This window comes from Halorubrum sodomense, assembly GCF_900111935.1.
Classification (GTDB): Archaea; Halobacteriota; Halobacteria; order Halobacteriales; family Haloferacaceae; genus Halorubrum; species Halorubrum sodomense.
The window spans coordinates 428872-450830 of record NZ_FOYN01000003.1 but is presented as its reverse complement, the minus strand read 5'-3'; the positions used below and the strand labels follow the sequence as shown (position 1 = coordinate 450830).

Below are 21959 nucleotides of genomic sequence, written 5' to 3'. Positions count from 1 at the left end.
ACGCGCCCTCCAGCCCGATTTTAAATACGTCGAGGGCGTAGACGGGGCCGAAACAGTGCAGGCAGCACATCACGCCGCGAACGCCGCCCGCGATCCCCTTCCATGAGCGGCGGTGCCGGGGAGCCGGGTAGCGACGGGGAACCGATCACCGGAATGCGCCGAGCGGTCGTCGCCAAGCGCGTCGATTCCGGCGAGGCCGACCTATCCGAGATCCGGCAGCTCGCGGCCGCCGCCGGCTACGAGGTGGTCGACGAACTCACGCAGACCCGCACTGAGGACGCCGCCTTCATGTTCGGCGAGGGGAAGGTCGCGGAGCTCCGCGACCTGGTCCGCCGGACCGGCGCCGAGGCGGTGATCGTCGACAACGACGTGGGCCCGTACCAGACGTTCAACGTCGGCGGGAAGCTCCCGGAGGGCGTCGAGGTGGTCGACCGCTTCACGCTCATCCTCGAGATCTTCGGGCAGCGCGCGAACACGCGGAAGGCGCAGCTCCAGGTCGAGCTCGCGGAGCTGCGGTACGAGCTCCCCCGAGCGGAGGCGAAGGCGAGCCTCGCGAAGCGCGACGAGCGCCCCGGATTCATGGGGCTGGGCGAGTACGACGAGAGCGTCGAGCGCGACATCAAACGCCAGATATCCGAGATCCGCGACGAGCTGGAGTCGATCGCGGAGAAGGAGGAGGCGCGCCGCGAGCAGCGCCGCGAGTCCGGCTTCGACCTGGTCGCCCTCGCCGGCTACACCAACGCCGGGAAGTCGACGCTGATGCGCCGGCTCGCGGACGAGCTGGCGGTCGACGAGAACGCCGACCGCCACCGCGACCTCGACACCACCGCCGAGTCGCAGGACATGCTGTTCACGACGCTCGGCACCACGACGCGCCGGGCGGAGATGGAGAAGCGCGACGTCCTCCTCACCGACACGGTGGGGTTCATCTCGGACCTCCCGCACTGGCTCGTAGAGTCGTTCGAGTCGACGCTCGACTCCGTCTACCGGGCCGACCTCGTGCTGCTCGTCGTCGACGCCAGCGAGCCGGTCGCGGAGATGCGCGAGAAGCTCGTCACGAGCCACGACACCCTCTACGAGCGCAACGAGGCGCCCGTCGTCACGGTGTTCAACAAAATCGACCGGCTGGAACCCGGCGAACTCGCGGACAAGCGCGCCGCCCTCTCGGGCGTCGCGCCCGATCCGATCGCGGTCTCGGCGAAGACCGGGGCCGGGGTGGCCGAACTCCGTGACCGCGTCGAGGGCGAGCTCCCCGACTGGGAGCGCGAGCGACTCGTCCTCCCCGTCTCGGACGACGCGATGAGCCTCGTCTCGTGGGTCCACGACCACGGGTACGTCGCGGAGGAGACGTACGCGGGCGACCAGGTGACGGTGGACTTCGAGGCGAAGCCCTCCATCGTCTCTCGGGCCCGCGCGAAGGCGGCCGAAATCGCGCCCGCCGAGTCGGCGTGAGGGGTCGCCTCGACGACGCGACCGGGTCCGGTTCGCTGCGGGCCGGTGGGACGGCTCCGGCTCAGAACTGCGGACCGAGCGACCCGAGCGCGTCGCTCTCCTCTATCGCCCGCGAGAGGTCGACGGTCGCGGCCCCGAGGGTTTCCAGCCGCTCTCGGACGGCGTCGTCCGCCACCTCGCGGGACTCGAAGTCGTCGTCGCTCGCGTACACGCCGTCGACGACGTGGGCGCCGAAGAAGGCGAAGACGGGTCGGAGCTCCTGATCGACCGCGAGGTAGTGGTGATCCGTCGCGCCGGTGGCGACGAGCCCGACCGCGGCGTCCTCGAACGGCGCGACGTCGGCCTGCCACATGCCGCGCGGGACCATGTCGAGCAGGTTCTTCAGCGCCCCGGAGTAGGAGCCGCGGTAGACCGGCGTACCGACGACGTAGGCGTCGGCCGCGACGATCCGTTCGAGCGCGGCCGCGGTGTCGCCTTCGTACTCGTCGAGCCCGCGTCCGTCCGCGGTGACGAGGTCGTACTCCGCGAGGTGGAGCACCTCCGTCTCGACCCCGTCGCCGGCCGAATCGGCCGCCTCGAGCGCGGTCTCGACCGCGCTGCGGGTCTTCGACTCGGTCGAGACGCTGCCCGCGATCCCGAGGACGCCGGTCGCGTCGGTCACCGCGCCACCTGCGCGCCGGCGATCTCTTCGACCTCGTCGCCCCCTTCGATCTCGTCGAGATCGAGCGGGTCGGCCTCCTCGACCCGCGGGATGATCGTCTCGCCGAACCGCTCCAGTTCCTCGTCGTAGTGGAGGAACCCGGCGAGCACGACGTCGATCCCGATCGCGTCGAGCTTCCGGATCCGCTCGACGATCTGATCGTCGGTCCCGATGAGTCCGGTCTTGAACCCGTCGTTGTACTGGACCAGGTCCTCTACGTCGGAGTCGGCCCACATCCCCTCGCCTTCGGTGGACGACTGCCCGGCCTGTTTCACCTGTTCCTGGAACGCCTCGACCGCCTCGTCGGTCGCGTTCTCGATGATTCCCTGCAGCGTCTCCTTCGCCGCGGCCTCGGTGTCGCGCTGGATGACGAAGGCGTTCGCCGCGAACCGCGGCGGCTCCGTGTCAAACTCCGCGGCGTACTCCTCGACGTCCTCGATCACGGCGCGGATCTCCTGAAGGCTCCCGCCGTTGATGAACAGCACGTCGGCGTTGCGCGCGGCCATCTTCCGGGCCGCCTGCGAGTTGCCGCCCTGGAACACCTGCGGGTACGGCTCCTGGACCGGTTTCGGCTCCAGCGGCGCGCCCTCGAAGCCGTCGATGTCGCGGCCGATCGTGTAGAACCGGCCGTCGTAGGTGGCGCGCTCCTCCGTCCACAGCGCCTTCATCGCCTCGATGAACTCCTCGGAGCGGGCGTACCGCTCGTCGTGGGCGAGCCACGACCGGCCGAACCCGGTGAACTCGCCTTTGAACCACCCGGAGACGACGTTGATCGAGAAGCGGCCGTCGCTGATGCGGTCGGCGGTGGCGATGAAGTTCGCCAGCGGGCCGGGCTCCCACAGCCCGGGGTGGACGGCGCCGATGACGTGGAGGGTCTCGGTCTGCGCCGCCAGCGCGTTCGCGGTCGACAGCGCCTCCAACTGGCGGTCGGCGCCGTAGCTCCCGAAGAACCGGGCCTGCGCGAGCGCGTAGTCGAAGCCGACGTCCTCCGCCGTCCGCGCCAGGTCGAGGTTGTACTCGTACGTCCAGTCGGTGTCCATCTCCCAGTCGGAGACGACCAGCCCGCCGCTGACGTTCGGTACCCAGTAGGCGAACTCCGTGTCCATACCCCTCGTCCGGTCGGTTCACGGGTAAGAGGCCCCGTAGTGGCGAGTCATGGCGTTGCTCCCCGGAGACGGCAATGGTTGACGCTCTCTCGGATCCGCGGGACGAACGGGACGCCGCCGCCGGCCGGTCCGCATCGGCGCCCCGACCGTTCCACTCGGCAGGGAGCCGATCACTTCCATGGGGCAGGGGCTCAATCGCCCCCTACTGGTGGGGGGCGGGTCACCCTCAGCCGGCGGGGATCCGGACAAAGTATACATCCCTTGGATTGCGAACTGGTATCATGGACGACGTCGGAGTCGACGGGTGGCGAGCGTTCGGGGGTGCTGACGGCGACGCCGTCGAGCCGCCGGCGGAATTTCGCGGTCGGGCCGCCGCGAGCGACCCCGCGGTGTACGAGCGGTTCGACCGGGAGGGGCCGGAGGCGTGGGGCGCGGCCGCCGACCTGCTGACGTGGGACCGGGAGTACGAGACCGTCCTCGACGACTCCGAGCCCCCCTTCTACGAGTGGTTCCCCGACGGGCGGCTCAACGCGGCGGCGAACTGCGTCGACCGCCACCTCGACGACCGCCGGAACCAGCTCGCGATCCGGTGGTTCGGGAAGCGCGGCGAGCGCCGGTCGTACACGTACCTCGACCTCCACCGGGAGGTGAACGCGGTCGCGGCCGGGCTCCGCGACCTCGGCGTCGAGGAGGACGACGTGGTCACGCTGTACCTGCCGATGATCCCGGAGCTGCCGATCGCGATGCTGGCGTGCGCGCGCATCGGCGCGCCGCACAACGTCGTCTTCGCGGGCCTGTCCGCGGAGGCGCTCGCGACCCGGATCGACGCGGCCGACTCCGAGTACCTGATCACCTGCGACGGCTACTACCGCCGGGAGGACGCGTTCAACCAGAAGTCGAAGGCGGACAACGCTCGGATCCGCGCCGAGGGGGAGCTGTCGGCCGCGGTCGTCGTCGACCGGCTCGGCGACGAGCTCGCCGTCTCGCTGGGCGACGACGAACACGAGTACGGCGCGCTCGTCGACGCGCACGACGGCGAGACGGTCGAACCGGTCGCGCGCGACGCGACCGACCTGCTGTTCGTGATGTACACCTCGGGGACGACCGGGCGACCGAAGGGCGTCGAACACGCCACGGGCGGCTACCTCGCGCACGTCGCGTGGACGACGCGGAACGTCCTCGACGTGCGGCCCGACGACACCTACTGGTGCGCCGCCGACATCGGCTGGATCACCGGTCACTCCTACGGGGTGTACGGCCCGCTCGCGACCGGCACGACGACCGTGCTGTACGAGGGGTCGCCCGACTACCCCGACCGCGACCGCGTCTGGGACCTGATCGAGCGCAACGCGGTCACCGTCTTTTACACCTCCCCGACCGCGATCCGGTCGTTCATGAAGTGGGGCGCGGAGTACCCCGAGTCGCACGACCTCTCGTCGATCCGGCTGTTGGGGACCGTCGGCGAGTCGATCACGCCGAAGGCGTGGCGCTGGTACCGCGAGCACGTCGGCGGGGGCGACGCCCCCGTCGTCGACACGTGGTGGCAGACCGAGACCGGGGCCATCGCGCTCGCCACGCTCCCCGGGATCACCCCGATGAAACCGGGGAAGGTCGGCCCGCCGCTCCCGGGTATCGACGCCCGCGTCGTCGACGAGGACGGGGAGCCGGTCGACCCCGGCGAGTCGGGGTACCTCACGCTGGCGTCCCCGTGGCCCGGGATGCTCCGCGGGCTGCGCGAGGGCGACGAGCGCTACCTGCGGGAGTACTGGCTGAACGGCGAGGACGGCTGGCGCTACCGGACCGGCGACGGCGCGGCCGTCGACGAGGACGGCTACGTCGCGATCCTCGGCCGCGTCGACGACGTGATCAACGTCCGGGCACAGCGTTTCAACACCGGCGAGCTGGAGGCGGCCATCGTCGACGCCGAGGGAGTGACCGAGGCCGCGGTCGTCGGTGACGACGACGGCCAGATCGTGGCGTACGTGACGACGAAAGGCGACGTGGAGCCGGACGAGGGGCTCCGCGACGCCATCGCGGACCGACTCGCGAGCGCGGTGGGAGACGTGGCTCGCCCGGATCGGATCGTGTTCACCCCGGAACTCCCGAAGACGCGCTCGGGGAAGATCATGCGACGACTGCTGGAGGACATCGCCCGCGGCGAGGAGTTCGGAGACGTGAGCGCGCTCCGTAACCCGGAGGTCGTGGGCGAAATCGAGTCGACCGTCCGAAGGGGGGACGACTGACGGTCTCGCGGGATTCGGTCTCCTCCCGTCGGAGCGTCTCGACGCCGGACCGCGACCGTTTCGGGATCTGATGAGATAACGAAACGAGTACCCGGATGATACGCCCGACGACGGCGTCTCGCCGCGCGTGTCCGAACGACCGCGGCGAGGAGCGAACTTCCGGAACAGTTTAGTTTCGTCTGCTTATTGCTATCCGAAACGAATGGTCGACGCCCTCGACGCGGACGCCTACGGCGCGCTCGTCACCGCCGCGGAGACGTATCGCGCGGCGCTCGTCGTCAGGCTGGCCGGCGAGGCGGGGCTCCGCACCGGAGAGATACCCCGCGTCGCCCCCCGGCACCTCCGCGAGGCGGAGTCGGTCGCGGGCGTCCGAATCCTCGCGGTGCCCGCGATCGGCGGCGACGAGGGAGACGCCGCGGAGTCGACGGGACCCGGAGACGACCCGATCGACCGCGAGACCGTCGTTTCGGCCTCGCTGGCCGCCGACCTCGATCGGTACGCGACGAGCGAGGGACTCGACGACGACGACCCGTACGTCGGCGTCTCGCCGCGTCGCGTCCAGATGATCGTGAGCGAGACCGCCGCGCGGGCCGCCGACCGCACCGACGCCGCGCCCGACGAGCGGGTCACCCCGAGCGCCCTTCGGAAGACGTTCGCTCGGCGGTTACTCGTCGAGCGCGACGTCGACCCGCGGGCGGTCCGCGACGCCGGCGGTTGGGAGTCGCTCGGCACGCTCGACCCGTACCTCGATCCGCTCGACGGCGAGGCGCTCGCGGCCGCGATAGCCGGCGAGGAGGACGCCGCCGCGGCGGAGCGGACCGGAACGACCGCCTTGGCGGGGTTCGAGGCGCTCGCGGACCCCGAATCGGGAGATCCCGTCGCGGCCGTCCCCGCGGGCGTCCTCGAGAGCGATCGCTGGGCCGAGGCCTGGGTCGTCCGTCGGGCGGTCGGGGGCGAGCCGGCCGACGTGGCCGCGACCGCGGGCGTCGACCGAGAGACGCTCGCGGACCGGGGCGCGACCGCCGAGGGACCGTGGTCGGACGCGATAGCGGACCGCACGCCGACCGCGACCGACGGTCACCAGGGAACGAGGGGCCGGCCCGCGGTCGCGGTCCCGGCGGCCTACGAGGGCGTCGTTCACGGGGCGCTCTGCGTCGTCGCGGCCGACGACGATCCCGTCGGCGGGACCGAGCGCCGGGCGCTCGCCGTCCTCGGACGGTGTCTCGGTCGGGCGATCACCGCGGACCGATGGCGGGAGCTGCTCCACTCGGACGCGGTCACCGAGGTCGAATTCCACACGAGGGACGACGCCGCGTTCCTCGCGCGGGCGAGCGAGCGACTCGACTGCCGGATCCAGTTGGCGTCGACCGTCGACGTCGACGACGAGGTCTCCCGGGCGTACCTCTCCGTCGACGGGGCGCGCCCGCAGGACTTCGCGGCCGCCGTCGAGGCGGCGCCGGGCGTCTCCGACTTCCGAGTGATCGAGACCCGCGAGGACGGCTGCTCGGCGTCGGTGCGCCTCGCCGCCGGATCGCTGGTCCGGGCGCTCGTCGACCGCGGCGCGACGGTCCGCGAGGCGTCCGCCGCCGACGGCCGCGTCCGCGTCGCCGCAGATTTCCCCGAGGGCACGAACGTGAGGCCCGTCGCGGACGGTCTCCGCGACCGCTTCGCGGACGTTCGACTCGCCAGCAAGGAGTCGGTCGCGCGCTCGCCGCGCACGGAGTCGTCGCTGCGAGACGGGATCGCCGACAGGTTCACCGACCGCCAGTGGGCCGCGCTGTCCGCGGCGTACCACGGCGGCTACTTCGACTGGCCGCGCGGCAGCACCGCCGAGGAGGTCGCAGACGCCATGGACGTCTCGTCGCCGACGTTCCACAACCACCTCCGGAAGGCCCAGCGCGCCCTGCTCGACGGCGTCTTCGAGGACGGTACGGAGCGATCGGTCCGGGACGGCGACGAGCGCGCGGTCCGCAACGGGTGAGCCCGGCGACCCGGACAGATCGGCACCAGTCTGTCACGATTTTTCGTATTTAGCGTCAGCGTTTATATGGCGATATTGGTTGAGTACGACCGTACCATGACAGAGGGAGACGGCCAACTGGAAGCGAGATTAGCGGAACAGGAAGTATTCGAGCCGTCGGAGTCGTTCGTCGAGCAGGCGAACGTCTCCGACCCGGAAATCTACGAGGAGTTCGACGAGAACTGGCCCGAGTGTTGGGAGGCGGCCGCCGACCTGCTGGAGTGGGAAACCGACTACGACCAGGTGCTCGACGACGGCAACCCGCCCTTCTACGAGTGGTTCACGGGCGGTGAACTGAACGCGTCGGCGAACTGCCTCGACCGACACCTCGACGAGCGCGGCGACGAGGCCGCCATCGAGTGGGTCGGTGAACCCGTCGACGAGGACGACCGCACGTACACCTACGAGGAACTCCACCGCGAGGTGAACGAGTTCGCGGCCGCCCTTCGGGAGCAGGGCGTCGAGGAGGACGACGTGGTCACGATGTACATGCCGATGATCCCGGAACTGCCGATCGCGATGTTGGCGTGCGCGCGCATCGGCGCGCCCCACAGCGTCGTGTTCGCCGGGTTCTCGGCCGACGCGCTCGCGACGCGGATGAACGCCGCGGAGTCGGAGTACCTCGTCACCTGCGACGGCTACTACCGTCGCGGCGACCCGCTCGACCACCTCGACAAGGCGAACGAGGGGCTCGCGGGCGTCGACCACGAGACGACAACGGTCGTCGTCGACCGGCTCGGTCCGAACGGCGACGACTTCGGCCACGACCTCGGCGACGACCAGATCGATTACGACGACCTCGTCGCGGCCCACGAGGGCGCCGAGGTCGAGCCGGTCACCCGCGACGCCGAGGACATGCTGTTCCTGATGTACACCTCGGGGACGACCGGCAAGCCGAAGGGCGTGAAACACACGACCGGCGGCTACATGTCGTGGGTGTCGTGGACCTCGCAGTCGGTCCTCGACATCAAGCCCGATGACACCTACTTCTGTTCGGCCGACATCGGCTGGATCACCGGCCACTCGTACATCGTCTACGGGCCGCTCTCGCTCGGCACGACGACGATGATGTACGAGGGGACGCCGGACCACCCGGAGCGCGACCGGCTCTGGGAGATCGTCGAGGAACACGACGCGACCCAGCTGTACACCGCGCCGACCGCGATCCGCGCGTTCATGAAGTGGGGTTCGGAGTTCCCCGACCGCCACGACCTCTCCTCGCTGCGGCTGCTCGGCACGGTCGGCGAGCCGATCAACCCGCGGGCGTGGAAGTGGTACTACCAGCACATCGGGAACGAGGAGTGCCCGATCGTGGACACGTGGTGGCAGACCGAGACCGGCGGGATGATGGTGACGACGCTCCCCGGCGTCAAGGACATGAAGCCCGGCGCCGCGGGGCCGCCGCTGCCGGGGCTGGACGTCCAGATCCTCGACACGCTCGGCGACGAGGTAGAGCCCGGAAAGGCCGGATACCTCACGGTACAGAAGCCGTGGCCCGGCATGCTCCGGACGCTGTACAACAACGACGAGCGCTACATCGAGGAGTACTGGGCGGAGTACTCCGACACCGACAGCGACGATCCCGACGACTGGGTGTACTTCCCGGAGGACGGCGCGAAGATCGACGACGACGGGTACATCACCGTTCTCGGACGCGTCGACGACGTGCTCAACGTCTCCGGCCACCGGCTGGGGACGATGGAGATCGAGTCGGCGATCGTCGGCGTGGAAGGCGTCGCGGAGGCCGCCGTCGTCGGCGGGAACCACGAGATCAAAGGCGAGGCGGTGTACGCCTACGTCACCACCGAGGACGGCTACGAGGGCACCGACGAACTCCGCGAGGCGATCGTCGGGGGCGTCGAGGACGCCATCGGGCCGATCGCCCGCCCCGAGCAGGTCGTGTTCACGCCGGACCTGCCGAAGACCCGGTCCGGGAAGATCATGCGTCGCCTGCTCGAGAACATCGCGGACGGCGAGGAGCTCGGGAACACGAGCACGCTCCGGAACCCCGAGATCGTCGAGGAGATCCAACAGAAGGCCGACGCCGAGTAGCGCTCGGCGGCCCGTTTTTGAGGCGACCAACACGGACGGAGCGCACGGCACGGCGCACGAATATCACGATAAAATCGCACAAACGAATCACGATGATACACACCACAACACATGACAAACGATAACTCACGAAGTTCGGACGACGCGGCGGCCGACGGTGGCCGCGCAACCGATGACGTGGCCACTGATGGCGGCGTCGCTTCCGCGGGAGCCGCACAGACGCACAAGGATACCGATTACCTCGGAGCGGAGGTGAACATCCTGAACCCGAGCACGCCGTACATGCGCGATCACCTCCGCATCGTCTGGACGGGGTTCGCGATCTGGGTCCTCGCGGTATGGGGGCCGGTGACCCTGACTCGGCTCGCGCCCGAGGCGATGACGCAGACGATGCCGATCTTACAGTTCCCGCTCCACTACTTCCTCGTCGCGTTCGGCGCGCCGACCAGCGCGCTGATCTTGGCGTTCTGGTACTCGCGCAAGCGGGACGCGCTCGACGAGAAGTACGGGATCGAGCACACTGACGTCGCCGCGACCGACGGAGGGACCGACGAATGACGGGACGTTCGCTGCTCCTCCAGAGCGAACTCCTCCCGGAGGCCCTCGACATCTCGTTCAAGATCGGGCCGGCGCTGCTCGTGATCGGAATGCTGGGCCTGTTCCTGACGATCGGGTTCGTCTTCCGCGTGGCCGACACCGACGACATGTGGGTCGCCGGCCGGTCCATCGGGAACGTCGAGAACGGGATGGCGATCGGCGCGAACTGGATGTCCGCGGCGTCGTATCTCGGGATGGCGGCGTCGATCGCGCTGGCCGGCTTCTACGGGCTGGTGTTCGTCGTCGGCTGGACGACGGGCTACTTCATCCTGCTCATCTTCCTCGCCGCGCAGCTGCGCCGGTTCGGGAAGTACACGGCGCCGGACTTCGTCGGCGACCGGTTCAACTCCGACACCGCGCGCGCCATCGCGGCGGTGACGACGTTCCTCATCGGCTTCGTCTACGCCATCGGACAGGCGAAGGGGATGGCCTTGGTCGGCCTGTACATCTTCGGTAACTACGGCGGCCTCATCCCCGGCTTAGACGGGTACCAGGTGATGGTCGTCGCGATGATGGTCGTCACCGTCGGCTACCTGACGCTGTCCGGCATGCTGGGCGCCACGAAGAACCAGGCGGTCCAGTACGTCATCCTCATCCTCGCGTTCGTCGTCGGACTGTTCGTCGTCGGCTACACCAACGGCTACTCCACGGTGCTGCCGCAGCTCGAGTACGGCGCGCTGATCAGCCAGCTCGGCAGCGAGTTCTCCGAGCCGTTCGCGGGTTCGAGCTACTACCTCTGGGTCGCCACGACGTTCTCGCTCATCGTCGGCACCTGCGGGCTTCCGCACGTCCTCGTCCGGTTCTACACGGTCGAGAGCGAGCGGACGGCTCGCTGGTCGACGGTCTGGGGGCTGTTCTTCATCTGTATCCTCTACTGGAGCGCCCCGGCGTTCGCGGCGTTCGGCACCGACCTCTACTCGCAGAACGTCGGCGCGACGTACGGCGACCCCGGCATGACGAGCGCGGCCAGCGAGGTCATCGTCGTGCTGGCGGCGCAGCTGTCCGGCCTCCCGGACTGGTTCGTCGGCATCGTCGCGGCGGGCGGTATCGCCGCGGCCATCGCGACGGTCGCCGGGCTGTTCATCGCCGGCTCGTCGGCGATCAGCCACGACATCTACACCAACATCATCAACGAGGACGCGACGCAGCGCCAGCAGATCCTCGTCGGCCGCCTCTCGATCGTCGCGCTGGGCGCGCTGACGACGCTGGCCGCGCTGAATCCCGCGTCCTCGATCGCGGCGCTCGTGGGATACGCGTTCTCGCTCGCCGGCTCCGTGCTGTTCCCGATGTTCTTCCTCGGCATGTGGTGGGAGAACGCCAACCGACAGGGGGCGCTGGCCGGCATGACCACCGGGCTGACGCTCTGGTCGATCCCGATGATCAACCAGATCGTCCCGACGTACATCGGCTCGCTCGAGGCGCCGCTGTCGACCGGGCTCGCGACGTGGATGCCCGCCATCGGCTCGGCGCTCATCACGCTCCCGATCGTGTTCGTCGTCACCATCGTCGTCTCGATGGCGACCGACGAACCGTCGCTGGAGACGAAGCGCATCGTCCGGCAGTGTCACAGCCCCGAGCCGATGAGTCAACAGGAGACCGCCGAGGACGTCGTCGCCGCGGACGGCGGCGAGGACGTGGCGACCGACGGCGGCCGCGCAGTTGACGACGCGGCCGCAGACGGCGGCCCCGCAGTTGACGACGCGGCCGCCGAGAGCGACCGCGCTGACGACGACTCCACGGAGGCGGAGCGGTAATGTACGAACGCATCCTCGTTCCCACCGACGGAAGCGACGTCGCGGAGGCCGCCGTCGACCACGCGCTCGACCTCGCGGAGCGGTACGACGCCGAGGTCCACGCGCTGTACGTGGTCGACATCGACTCGGTGAACTTCAGCCTCGGGACCGAGCAGGTCGACCGGCTCAAGCAGGGTCGGTTCGACGAGATGGGCGAGCTGAAAGACCAGGCGGACGAGGCGACCGGCGTGGTCGCCGACCACGGCGCCGAGCGTGGCGTCGACGTCGTCGAACACGTCTCCGGCGGCCGGCCGCACAAAGTGATCGCCGACTACGCGGAGGACAACGGGATCGACCTCATCGTGATGGGGAGCCACGGCCGGGCCGGCGTCAGGCGCGCGCTCTTGGGCAGCGTCACGGAGCGCACCCTGCGCTCGACGCACGTCCCCGTCCTCGTCGTCGACTACCTCGACGAGGACTGAACGTCCTCGATCGCGCGGCCGACCCCGCGCGATTCCGCAACACCGACGTACCCCCTCTCACACACTCACCTCATGCCCGACACGGACGCCGCGGAGACGCCGGACGACGCCTCACCCGACCCCAGCGTCGCTGACCGCGCCCGGAACGTGCTCAGCGAGAACGGCACCGGAATGGTCCAGGACCTGCTGTTCGCGTTCGCGTGGGTGGGGCTCGTGTCGCTGCTGTACGACTTCGCCTTCTCCGCGGCTCCGCAGTGGGTGCTGTACATGTTCATGCTCGCCGGGATCCCGGCGTACTTCGGCTTCTTCATCTCGCTGGAGATCGCGAGGGAGCGCGGCGCGCGCTGAGTCGGCACCCCGCTTCCGGTCGGTCGGTCACCGAGCGAGCTCTCGGATGTCCGAGACGTCGAGCAGCCGTGCGTCCGGATTCAGCGCGGCCCGATACGTCGCCCTCGCGACGGTGTCGACGGAGAGCGGTCGCGACTCGCCGAGCCGGGACGCGATCGGCGGCGCGCTCGCGACGAACCGGAGGAACCGGTCCGCGACCCCGGGGAGGTGCGGTTGGCCCTCGCCGTACACCGGTCCCGGCCGGAGGATGACGGCGTCGAGGTCGAGGTCGGCGACGGAGGTCTCTGCGCGGCGCTTGGCCGTCAGATAGGCGTTCCGGACGCCGGGCGGCTTCGCCGCGGCGGAGAGGAAGACGAAGGCGTCGACGCCGGCGCGTTCCGCCTCCAGCGCCGTGAGCACGGCCGCGTCGCCGTTGACGCGCTCGAAGGTGACCCCGTCGCTCGGCGACTCGGTGAGCGTCCCGACCGAGTGGACGACGGCGTCGACGCCGTCGAGTCGGTCGCGCCACGCGTTCGGGCGGAACAGGTCGGCGCTCGTCCACGAGACGGCGTCCGCCCACTCGGCGTCGACGTCGGGGCGGCCGCCCCGCGAGACGCTGCGGACCTCGTGGTCGTCGCGGACCGCGAACCGACAGACGCCGCGTCCGATGAAGCCGCTACCGCCGACGACGAGGAGGGTCGACATATGCCGTCGTACGCCCCGCGCCGTCTTGGGGCTTCGGGAGCGCCGTCAGGACGGGGAAACCCGCGGTCGGTCGACGGCCGATCAGCGCCGGAGAAACCCGAGGAGCGCGTAGTCGCCGTCGGGGTCGTACCGGCGGAACAGGAGGCTGTTGGTGAGGACGGAGACGGAGGAGACCGCCATCGCCCCGGCCGCGAGGACGGGCTGGAGCAGCCCGAGCGAGGCGAGCGGGATCATCGCGGTGTTGTAGCCGAGCGCCCACACGAGGTTCTGTCTGATCTTCTGGAGGGTGGCGTCGGAGACGCGGATCGCCTTCACCACGTCGAGCGGGTCGTCGCGCATCAGCGTCACGTCGGCGGCCTCGATGGCCACGTCGGTCCCGGAGCCGATGGCGGTGCCGACGTACGCGACCGCGAGCGCCGGGGCGTCGTTGACGCCGTCGCCCACCATCATCGCCCGGCGGCCGTCGGCCTGGATCGCCTCGACCGCGTCGGACTTGTCCTCCGGGAGGACGCCGGCGCGGACGTCGTCGGGGTCGATGCCGACCTGCTCTGCGACCGCACGGGCCGTGCGCTCGTTGTCGCCCGTGATCAGCATCACGTCGACGCCGCGCTCGCGGAGCTGGCTCACCGCCGTCTCCGCGCTCGGCTTCACCGTGTCCGCGTCGGCGACGACGCCGAGGAGCTCCCCGTCGTCCGCGCCGGCCCGGATCCGGGCGACGAGCATCGCCGTCTTCCCCTCGCTCTCTAAGCGTTCCATCGTCTCGGCGGCGGGCGAGGGGTCGATCCCCGCGTCGCGCAGCAGCTTCCGGTTGCCGACCAGCACCTCGTCGCCCTCGACGGTGGCCCTCACCCCGTGACCGGGGACGTTCTCGAAGTCGGCGGGGTCACCGAGTTCGAGGCCGCGCGCCTCGGCGCCGTCGACGATGGCGCGGGCGAGGGGGTGTTCGCTGCCGCGCTCCGCGCTCGCGGCGAGCCGGAGGACCTCGTCCTCGTCGGCCAGCGCGCCGGTCGCGGCGCCGTCGCCGGTCCCCGCAGAACCGTCGTCGGTCGCCGCGTCGCCGCGCTCGGCGACCGCGCCGCCGTCGGGGAGCTCGCCGACCGCGACCACGTCCGTGAGCTCCATCTCGCCTCTCGTGAGCGTCCCCGTCTTGTCGAAGACGACGGTGTCGACGTCCTTCGCGCGCTCGAGGACGTCGCCGCCCTTGAACAGGACGCCGTGTTGCGCGCCGATGGTGGTTCCGACCATCGTCGCCGCCGGCGTCGCGAGCCCGAGGGCACACGGGCAGGCGATCAGGACCGACGAGGCGAAGACGACGACCGCGAACTCGAATGTCGAGACGGTTCCACCGACCACTGCGGGGCCGCCCGCGACCTGGCCCCACAGCGGGAGCCAGTCGACGAACGCGGCGAGCGTCTGGGGGAACGCGAACCAGACGACGCCCCAGAACACCGCGTTCGCGATGACCGCGGGCACGAAGTACGCGGAGATTCGGTCCGCGAGGTTCTGGATGTCGGGCTGGCGGGACTGCGCCTCCTTCACCGTCTGGACGATCTGCTGTAAGGCGGTGTCCGCACCGACCTTCGTCGCCTCGACGACGAGGAGGCCGTTCTCGTTGACGGTGGACCCGACGACCTCGTCGCCCTCGGTCTTCTCGACCGGAACGGACTCGCCGGTCACCATCGACTCGTCGACGGCGGACTGTCCCTCGACGACGACGCCGTCGGTCGGGATCCGCTCGCCGGGCCGGACCTTCATCCGGTCGCCGACCTCGACCTCGTCGATCGGGACCTCCCGTTCGGTCCCGTCCTCGTCGACGAGCGTGGCGGTGTCGGCCTCCATCTCCAGCAGCTTCCGGAGCGCCTCCCCCGCCTGTCCCTTCGAGCGGGCCTCGAGGTAGTTGCCGAGGGTGATGAAGACGAGGATGAGCGCCGCCGTGTCGAAGTAGACGCTCCCGGCGACCGCGTCGAGGAGGACGGCGACGGAGTAGACGTACGCCGTCGTCGATCCCAGCGCGATCAGCACGTCCATGTTGGCGCGACCGTTCGTGACGAGCGCCTTGTAGGAGTTCACGTAGAACGGCCGGCCGAGCACGACTTGGACGGGCGTCGCGAGCGCGAACGCGACCCAGTGGATCCCGACGCCGAAGACCCGGTCCGGGGCGATGCGGCCCCCGAGGAGGAGGTTGTCGACGAGGAGGAAGAGGAGCGGCGCGGCCAGCGCGGCGCCGAACAGCGTCAGCCGACGCTGTTTGCGGATCTCGGCGTTCCGGGCCGCGTCGCGCGCGCTCTCGCCCGATCCGTCGCCGTCCCCGTCGGACTCACCGGCGCCGTCGCCGTCCTCGCGGACCGGCGAGTAGCCCGCGTCCTCGACGGCGTCGTACAGCGCCGAAAGCGACGTGTCGGCGGGGTTGTACCGGACCTGCGCCTCGTCGGTCGCGTAGTTCACGTCGGCGTCGACGACGCCGGGCACGGACTCGAGCGCCTCGCGGTTGGCGTCCGCGCAGTTCGCGCACGACATGTCGGTGATCGCCACGGTCGCCGTCTCGGAGACCGCTCCGTAGCCCGCGCCCTCGATCGCGTCGTAGATCGCCGCGAGCGACGTCGCTTCCGGGTCGTACTCGACGGTCGCCTCGTCGGTCGCGTAGTTCGCGTCCGCCCGCGTGACGCCGTCGAGCGACCCCACGGCGTCACCGACGGTCGCCGAGCAGTTGGCACAGCTCATTCCCGTGACGTCGAGGTGGGTGGTTCTGGTACTCATCTTGGTTGGTACTAGGGGCTACTCCCTTAGTGCGCTTTCCCATTCGAAACCAAAGTCTGAACGAGGATGAAATTTCGGATCGAAACCTCATTCCGGGTTTGCGTCGAAATCGTGTCGAGTTCTCCGCCGCGAGCGCGGCACGCAACACTTATCACCACGTCGGGAGACGGTTTGGATGCGATGGCGACAGGTAAGGTCGACTTCTTCAACGACACCGGCGGCTACGGATTCATCGAGACTGACGACGCTGACGAGGACGTGTTCTTCCACATGGAAGACGTCGGCGGCCCGGACCTCGAGGAGGGACAGGAGGTAGAGTTCGAGATCGAGGAGGCGGACAAGGGTCCGCGCGCGACGAACCTCACTCGGCTGTAACCCGTCCGGCGGCATCCGCTACCGGCGAACTCGGACAGCTCTCGAAACGCGTTCCGCGTATATTATCACCCCAAGCGGCGGCGCCGCCGTTTTGGTCGCCGAGCCGGAAACGGCGCGCATGGAGGCCGCCGACCTCGACGCGTTCGTCGACGAGAACCTCGACCGCTACGCCGAGACGCAGGGCGTCCTTCCCGAACGGCTCGACGAGTTCGGCGAGGCGTACCGCTCGCAGGGACACCTGACGCGCGACCAGCTGTACGAGATCGCCTACGAGTCGTCGACGCGGAGCGCCTACCACGTCGAGAAGAACCCCGAGTCTCGGTGTCGGGAGGTGACGCGCAACGCCCGCGCCGTCGACGGCGACTTCTCCGCGATCCACCTGATAACCGGGCTCTCCGGATTCAAGGCGCCGACGGCGTCGTGCGTGGTCGCCGCGCTCGACGGCGACCGCCACGCCGTCGTCGACACGCGCGTCTGGGCGTCGCTGGAGCGGCTCGGCTACCTTGACGGCCGCAAAGAGTCGTTTGACGCCGCCGACTACGTGACGATGATCGGGCCGATCCGCGAGATCGCCGCCGAGACCGGCTACCGCGCGGTCGACGTGGGCTACGCGCTGTTCGCGTACGACGCGCACGTTCGGGACGGGACGCTCCACTGAGCGGCGTGCCGCGGAGTCGCGGAGGCCGGACCGCGCCGGGTCGCGCCGGGCCGCGACCGCCTACACCGGGTACTCGACGCCGGTCGCCTCCGTCGAGTACTCCCAGAGCCGCCGGGCGTCATCGCGGTCGTAGGAGGCGTCGTTCGACCGACCGACGGTCGGGTGGCCGCGCATGTTCATCAGGCCGCCGGGCTCGACGTAGGCGCCGCCGTCGACGTCGCCCGTCGCGGCGTACAGCATCGGCTCGACGCCGATGTCCGCGTCCTGTCCGAGCAGCGCGTTCGCGGCCTTCATCCCGACCTTCATGAGGGGGTTGCCGCTCTCCTCGGCGGTCCGCATCTGGAGGTTCGTGTCCGTGTAGCCGGGGTGGCAGGCGACGCTGCGGACCCCCGGGTCCTCGCCCCCGTCGCTCGCCGCGTCGAGGCGGCGCTGGAGCTCGTAGGCGAACAGCAGGTTCGCGAGCTTGCTGCGGCCGTACGCCTTCCACTTGCCGTACGACTCCTCCCAGTTGAGGTCGGCGAAGTCCATCTCTCCCTGCTCGTGGGCCCCCGACGACTGGGTGACGACGCGGGCGTCGCCGCCGACGCCGTCGGCCGCTTCGAGCAGCGGGAACAACCGCCCGGTGAGCGCGAAATGCCCGAGATGGTTGACGCCGAACTGCGTCTCGAACCCGTCCTCGGTCTCGCTGCGGGGAATCGCCATCACGCCGGCGTTGTTACAGCAGACGTCGACGGCGTCGTAGTCGGCGGCGAGGCCGTCAGCGAACGCCTCGACCGAGTCGAGCGAGGCGAGGTCGCACTCGCGGACGTCGAGGTCGCCGCCAACCTCGCCCCCCGCGTCGGCGCGGATCTCGCGGGCCGCCGCCTCGCCGCGGTCGACGCTCCGACACGCCATCACGACGGTCGCACCCCGGGCGGCGAACGCGCGGGTCCCCGCGTAGCCGAGCCCGCTGTTCGCCCCCGTGACGACCACCGTCTTCCCGTCCAATCGCGGCATCTCGTCGGTCGTCCAGTCTGCCATGAGGTACCGAAGGGGCGTCAGGGGGAGAAACCTGTCGGCCGGATCGGACGTTACCCGCTCGTGAGAGAAGTTCTCTATCGGGGCGACGAGACGCCGTCTGACGCCGGGATCCACTTTCACCGCGCCGGCGGTGCGTTTTTAGGTGCCTCGGTGAAAGGAGGGAGTACCGAATGACGTCCTTCCAGTCGACGATCGGCGACGAGGAGGGGATCGCGGAGGAGCTGGCCGAGGGCCAGCGCGAGATCTCCATCGCCGAGTTCTTCGAGAAGAACAAACACATGCTCGGGTTCGACTCGGGCGCCCGCGGGCTCGTCACCGCCGTCAAGGAGGCGGTCGACAACGCCCTCGACGCGACCGAGGAGGCCGGGTACCTCCCCGACATCTACATCGAGATCGAGGAGGTGGGCGACTACTACCGGGTCGTCATCGAGGACAACGGGCCGGGCATCACAAAAGAGCAGCTGCCGAAAGTTTTCGGGAAGCTCTTGTATGGTTCAAGGTTTCACACTCGTGAACAAAATCGCGGTCAACAGGGGATCGGGATCTCGGCGGCCGTCCTGTACTCCCAGCTCACCTCCGGCCAGCCGGCGAAGATCACCTCGCGCCCGAAGGGGCAGTCGCGGGCGCAGTACTTCGAACTCATCATCGACACCGACACGAACGAGCCGGAGATCAAGGCAGACGAGGAGACGACGTGGGACCGCCCGCACGGCACCCGGATCGAGCTGGAGATGGAGGCGAACATGCGCGCCCGCCAGCAGCTCCACGACTACGTGAAACACACCGCGGTCGTCAACCCCCACGCGCGGATCGAGCTCCGCGAGCCCGGGCTCGACGAGCCGCTGAAGTTCGAGCGCGCGACCGACGAGCTGCCGGCGGAGACGGAGGAGATCCGCCCGCACCCGCACGGCGTCGAACTCGGCGCGCTGATCAAGATGCTGGAGGCGACCGAGTCGTACTCCGTCTCCGGGTTCCTCCAGGAGGAGTTCACGCGGGTCGGCAAGAAGACCGCCGACAGCGTGATCGACAACTTCCGCGACGTCTACTACGGCCGCGAGCTCGCCTGGTCGCCGCCGCGCGCCCGCGACGACCGCGACGTCGCGAGCGCGGTGAGCGAGGCCGTCGCGAACAAGGGCGCGGAAGCGACGACCGCCTTCGCGGAGGGCGTCGCGGAGACGGTTGGGAACAGCGACCGAATCACCCGCTCCGAGCTCGCGGAGGTCGTGGACACCGTCGCGGAGACGGTCGAGAACGACACCGACAAGACGTTCGGCGGCACCGTCCGCGAGAACGCCGTCGACGCCGCGTGGCGGGCGGTGACGGGGCTCGGCGGCGACGCGGACGAGGCCACCGATTCGGGCGGGGACACCGAAAGCGGTGACGACGCGGACGAGTCGCCGCTCGTCGCGGACGCCTACGCGCTCGTCGACGAGGCGACGTCGACGCGCAAGGACGACGCCGCGGTTCAGGCGATGGCCGAGGCGCTCGCGCGCCGGTTCGAGAACCTCGACGGCGACGCGTTCCGGATCACCCGCGACGACCTCGAACGGCTCGTCGCGGACGCGGCGTCGTTCGTCGCCGAGCAGCGCGACGCGACGTTCGGCGAGACCGCGCGCGAGAACGTCGTCGAGGCGTTCTGGTCGCGGGCGCGAAGGGTCCCCGACGACCCGCCGAAGGTGAAGGCGATCGCGGGCAGCCGCGACGCGGCCGCCGACCTGCTCGACGCGATGCGGACGACCGACATCCTCGCGCCGCCGACCGACTGCCTCGCGCCGATCACCGCCGAGTTGGTCGAGGCCGGGCTCCGGAAGGAGTACGACGCCGACTTCTACGCGGCCGCGACCCGCGACGCCGAGGTCCACGGCGGCGACCCGTTCATCGTCGAGGCCGGCATCGCGTACGGCGGCGAGATTCCGGCGGACGGGTCCGTGGAACTGCTCCGGTTCGCGAACCGCGTCCCGCTCGTTTACCAGCGCGGCGCCTGCGCGACGACGGACGTGATAAAGCGGATCGGGTGGCGCAACTACGGGCTCGATCAGCCCGGCGGCTCGGGGCTCCCCAACGGCCCGGCCGTCATCAGCATCCACGTCGCCTCCACGAACGTCCCGTTCACGAGCGAGTCGAAGGACGCGCTCGCGAACGTCCCGGCGATCGAAGACGAGATCGAGCTCGCGGTGCGGGAGGCCGCCCGCGAGCTGAAGTCGTTCCTCAACAAGCGGCGCTCGATGCAGCAGCGCCGGGAGAAGCAGGACGTGCTCGGCAAGATCCTCCCCGAGATGGCCGACAAGGTCTCGGAGGTGACGGGCCGGCCGCGCCCGGACATCGACGGGGCCCTGGCGCGGATCATGAACAACGTCAGCGTCGAGCGCGAGGTGAACGGCGAGTCGGTGACGCTCGTCGTCGAGAACCACTCGGACGTGAACGAGGCGTTGGAGATCACCGACATCGTCTCGACGGAGCCGACCGATCTGTCGGACGGCACGGTGGTGGACATGGACGGCGAGTGGTTCGTCCAGTGGAAGCCCGAGGTGCCCTCGGGCGACGAGCGGGAACTGACGTACGCGGTCGACGGCGACCCCGAGTTCGAGGTCAGTGTCGGCGGCGTGGAGACCGAGAAACTCACGGTGAACGCCTAAATGACGACCGAAAGCGACGCACGAGACGAGCTGATCGACCTGGCGGCAGACTTCTACGACCAGTTCGCGGCCGGCGACATCCCGGAGATGACGCTTCCCACGCGGACGAAGAGCAACATCGAGTACGACGAGGCGAGCGGCGTCTGGACCTACGGCGACCGCACCTCGACGCGAAGCGCCAACTCGGTTCGGGGCGCGCGCAAGCTGCTGAAGGCGGCGTACACGATCGAGTTCCTCGCGAACCAGCTCGACGACGACCGCTCGTCGACGCTGCGTGAGCTGTACTACCTCTCGGAGTCGTGGAACAACGACGAGGCGCAGTTCAAGAGCCAAGACGAGTCGAACGACCTCGTGGAGGACCTCGAAATCGTCACCGGGGTCACCCGCGAGGACTTCCACATGCGACCGGAGGAGTCGGGCGCGAAGGTGATGGGGCCGCTGGAGATCCGCGAGCAGACCAACCGCGGCGACCGCGAGATCCACTGTCAGCTCGACGTCGGCCAGGGCGGCTACCAGATCCCCAACAACCCGGACACCATCGAGTTCCTCGACAACGACGCCGAGTTCGTCCTCTGCGTCGAGACCGGCGGGATGCGCGACCGGCTCGTCGAGAACGGGTTCGACGAGGCGCACGACGCCCTGGTCGTCCACCTGGGCGGGCAGCCCGCCCGCGCGACGCGCCGCCTGACGAAGCGCTTCCGCGACGAGCTGGACCTCCCGGTGGTGGTGTTCACCGACGGCGACCCGTGGTCGTACCGGATCTACGGCTCCGTGGCGTACGGCTCGATCAAGTCGGCGCACCTCTCGAAGTACCTCGCGACCCCCGAGGCGCGGTTCATCGGGATCCAACCGGAGGACATCGTCGAGTACGACCTCCCCTCGGACCCGCTGTCCGACTCGGACGTGAACGCCCTCGAATCGGAGCTGGAGGACCCGCGATTCCAGACCGACTACTGGGAGGAGCAGATCGAACTCCAGCTCGACATCGGGAAGAAGTCCGAACAGCAGTCGCTCGCGAGCCGCGGGCTGGACTTCGTCACCGACACGTACCTCCCCGAGCGGCTCGGGGAGATGGGCGTGCTCTGAACGCCCGCCG

17 protein-coding genes and 1 pseudogene are annotated in these 21959 nt (G+C 69.7%); 13 read left to right on the top strand and 5 right to left on the bottom strand.

Going from position 1 to position 21959, the window contains the following annotated elements:
* Positions 1-4 precede the first annotated feature (4 nt).
* Positions 5-106, top strand: a pseudogene (locus tag BM286_RS15860) (DUF2209 family protein); the annotation flags it as partial.
* The gene (hflX, locus tag BM286_RS11655) at positions 103-1452 is read left to right on the top strand and encodes a GTPase HflX (RefSeq protein ID WP_092922382.1); all 1350 of its coding nucleotides are present in this window, start codon (positions 103-105) and stop codon (positions 1450-1452) included. The pseudogene BM286_RS15860 and the gene hflX, both read left to right, overlap by 4 nt.
* Positions 1453-1513: 61 nt before the next feature.
* Here the strand turns inward: hflX and BM286_RS11650 are convergent, their stop codons facing one another.
* Together BM286_RS11650 and sfnG are read right to left on the bottom strand one after the other, a co-directional pair.
* The gene (locus BM286_RS11650; protein WP_092922379.1) at positions 1514-2113 is read right to left on the bottom strand and encodes an NADPH-dependent FMN reductase; all 600 of its coding nucleotides are present in this window, start codon (positions 2111-2113) and stop codon (positions 1514-1516) included.
* Positions 2110-3258, bottom strand: coding sequence for a dimethylsulfone monooxygenase SfnG (gene sfnG, locus BM286_RS11645; RefSeq protein WP_092922376.1), 1149 nt, complete (start codon positions 3256-3258; stop codon positions 2110-2112). The genes BM286_RS11650 and sfnG overlap by 4 nt, the downstream gene beginning before the upstream one ends.
* A gap of 281 nt (positions 3259-3539) precedes the next feature.
* Here sfnG and acs (BM286_RS11640) point away from each other — a divergent pair, with 281 nt between their 5' ends.
* The 7 genes from acs (BM286_RS11640) (at position 3540) to BM286_RS11610 (ending at position 12733) form a co-directional block, all read left to right on the top strand.
* Positions 3540-5501: an acetate--CoA ligase gene (acs, locus tag BM286_RS11640; RefSeq protein WP_092922373.1), complete on the top strand. Its 1962-nt coding sequence runs from the start codon at positions 3540-3542 to the stop codon at positions 5499-5501.
* A 202-nt stretch (positions 5502-5703) separates the two neighbouring features.
* Positions 5704-7482: a bacterio-opsin activator domain-containing protein gene (locus tag BM286_RS11635; protein ID WP_092922370.1), complete on the top strand. Its 1779-nt coding sequence runs from the start codon at positions 5704-5706 to the stop codon at positions 7480-7482.
* 96 nt (positions 7483-7578) lie between these two features.
* Positions 7579-9573, top strand: coding sequence for an acetate--CoA ligase (gene acs / locus BM286_RS11630; RefSeq protein ID WP_092922367.1), 1995 nt, complete (start codon positions 7579-7581; stop codon positions 9571-9573).
* Positions 9574-9684: 111 nt separating this feature from the next.
* Positions 9685-10131 (top strand): DUF4212 domain-containing protein, encoded by a 447-nt coding sequence (locus tag BM286_RS11625; RefSeq protein WP_092922364.1) that lies wholly within the window; start codon positions 9685-9687, stop codon positions 10129-10131.
* Entirely contained in the window at positions 10128-11924 is a 1797-nt protein-coding gene (locus tag BM286_RS11620) for a VC_2705 family sodium/solute symporter (protein WP_092922361.1), read from the top strand. The genes BM286_RS11625 and BM286_RS11620 overlap by 4 nt, the downstream gene beginning before the upstream one ends.
* Positions 11924-12385: a universal stress protein gene (locus BM286_RS11615; RefSeq protein WP_092922358.1), complete on the top strand. Its 462-nt coding sequence runs from the start codon at positions 11924-11926 to the stop codon at positions 12383-12385. Before BM286_RS11620 ends, BM286_RS11615 begins: the two co-directional genes overlap by 1 nt.
* A 72-nt stretch (positions 12386-12457) precedes the next feature.
* Positions 12458-12733 carry a hypothetical protein gene (locus BM286_RS11610; protein ID WP_092922355.1) on the top strand — a complete coding sequence of 92 codons (276 nt, stop codon included), beginning with the start codon at positions 12458-12460 and terminating at the stop codon, positions 12731-12733.
* Positions 12734-12760: 27 nt separating this feature from the next.
* Here BM286_RS11610 and BM286_RS11605 read toward each other — a convergent pair whose 3' ends face one another.
* Both BM286_RS11605 and BM286_RS11600 read right to left on the bottom strand, forming a co-directional pair.
* On the bottom strand, positions 12761-13417 hold the full coding sequence (locus tag BM286_RS11605) for an NAD-dependent epimerase/dehydratase family protein (RefSeq protein WP_092922352.1): 657 nt from the start codon (positions 13415-13417) through the stop codon (positions 12761-12763).
* 81 nt (positions 13418-13498) lie between these two features.
* Positions 13499-16174 carry a heavy metal translocating P-type ATPase gene (locus BM286_RS11600; protein WP_092922349.1) on the bottom strand — a complete coding sequence of 892 codons (2676 nt, stop codon included), beginning with the start codon at positions 16172-16174 and terminating at the stop codon, positions 13499-13501.
* Between the two features lie 180 nt (positions 16175-16354).
* Between BM286_RS11600 and BM286_RS11595 the strand changes: the two genes are divergently transcribed.
* Both BM286_RS11595 and BM286_RS11590 read left to right on the top strand, forming a co-directional pair.
* Positions 16355-16549 (top strand): cold-shock protein, encoded by a 195-nt coding sequence (locus BM286_RS11595; protein WP_004045866.1) that lies wholly within the window; start codon positions 16355-16357, stop codon positions 16547-16549.
* A gap of 118 nt (positions 16550-16667) precedes the next feature.
* The gene (locus tag BM286_RS11590) at positions 16668-17207 is read left to right on the top strand and encodes a hypothetical protein (protein WP_092922346.1); all 540 of its coding nucleotides are present in this window, start codon (positions 16668-16670) and stop codon (positions 17205-17207) included.
* Positions 17208-17267: 60 nt separating this feature from the next.
* On the opposite strand, the gene BM286_RS11585 is transcribed toward BM286_RS11590, so the two are convergent.
* Positions 17268-18227, bottom strand: coding sequence for an oxidoreductase (locus BM286_RS11585; RefSeq protein WP_092922343.1), 960 nt, complete (start codon positions 18225-18227; stop codon positions 17268-17270).
* Between the two features lie 170 nt (positions 18228-18397).
* Between BM286_RS11585 and BM286_RS11580 the strand changes: the two genes are divergently transcribed.
* Complete coding sequence (locus BM286_RS11580; RefSeq protein WP_092922340.1) at positions 18398-20863, top strand: DNA topoisomerase VI subunit B; 2466 nt, start codon at positions 18398-18400, stop codon at positions 20861-20863.
* The gene (locus BM286_RS11575; protein ID WP_092922337.1) at positions 20864-21949 is read left to right on the top strand and encodes a DNA topoisomerase IV subunit A; all 1086 of its coding nucleotides are present in this window, start codon (positions 20864-20866) and stop codon (positions 21947-21949) included. It begins immediately after the preceding gene.
* The last annotated feature ends 10 nt before the right edge of the window (positions 21950-21959 follow it).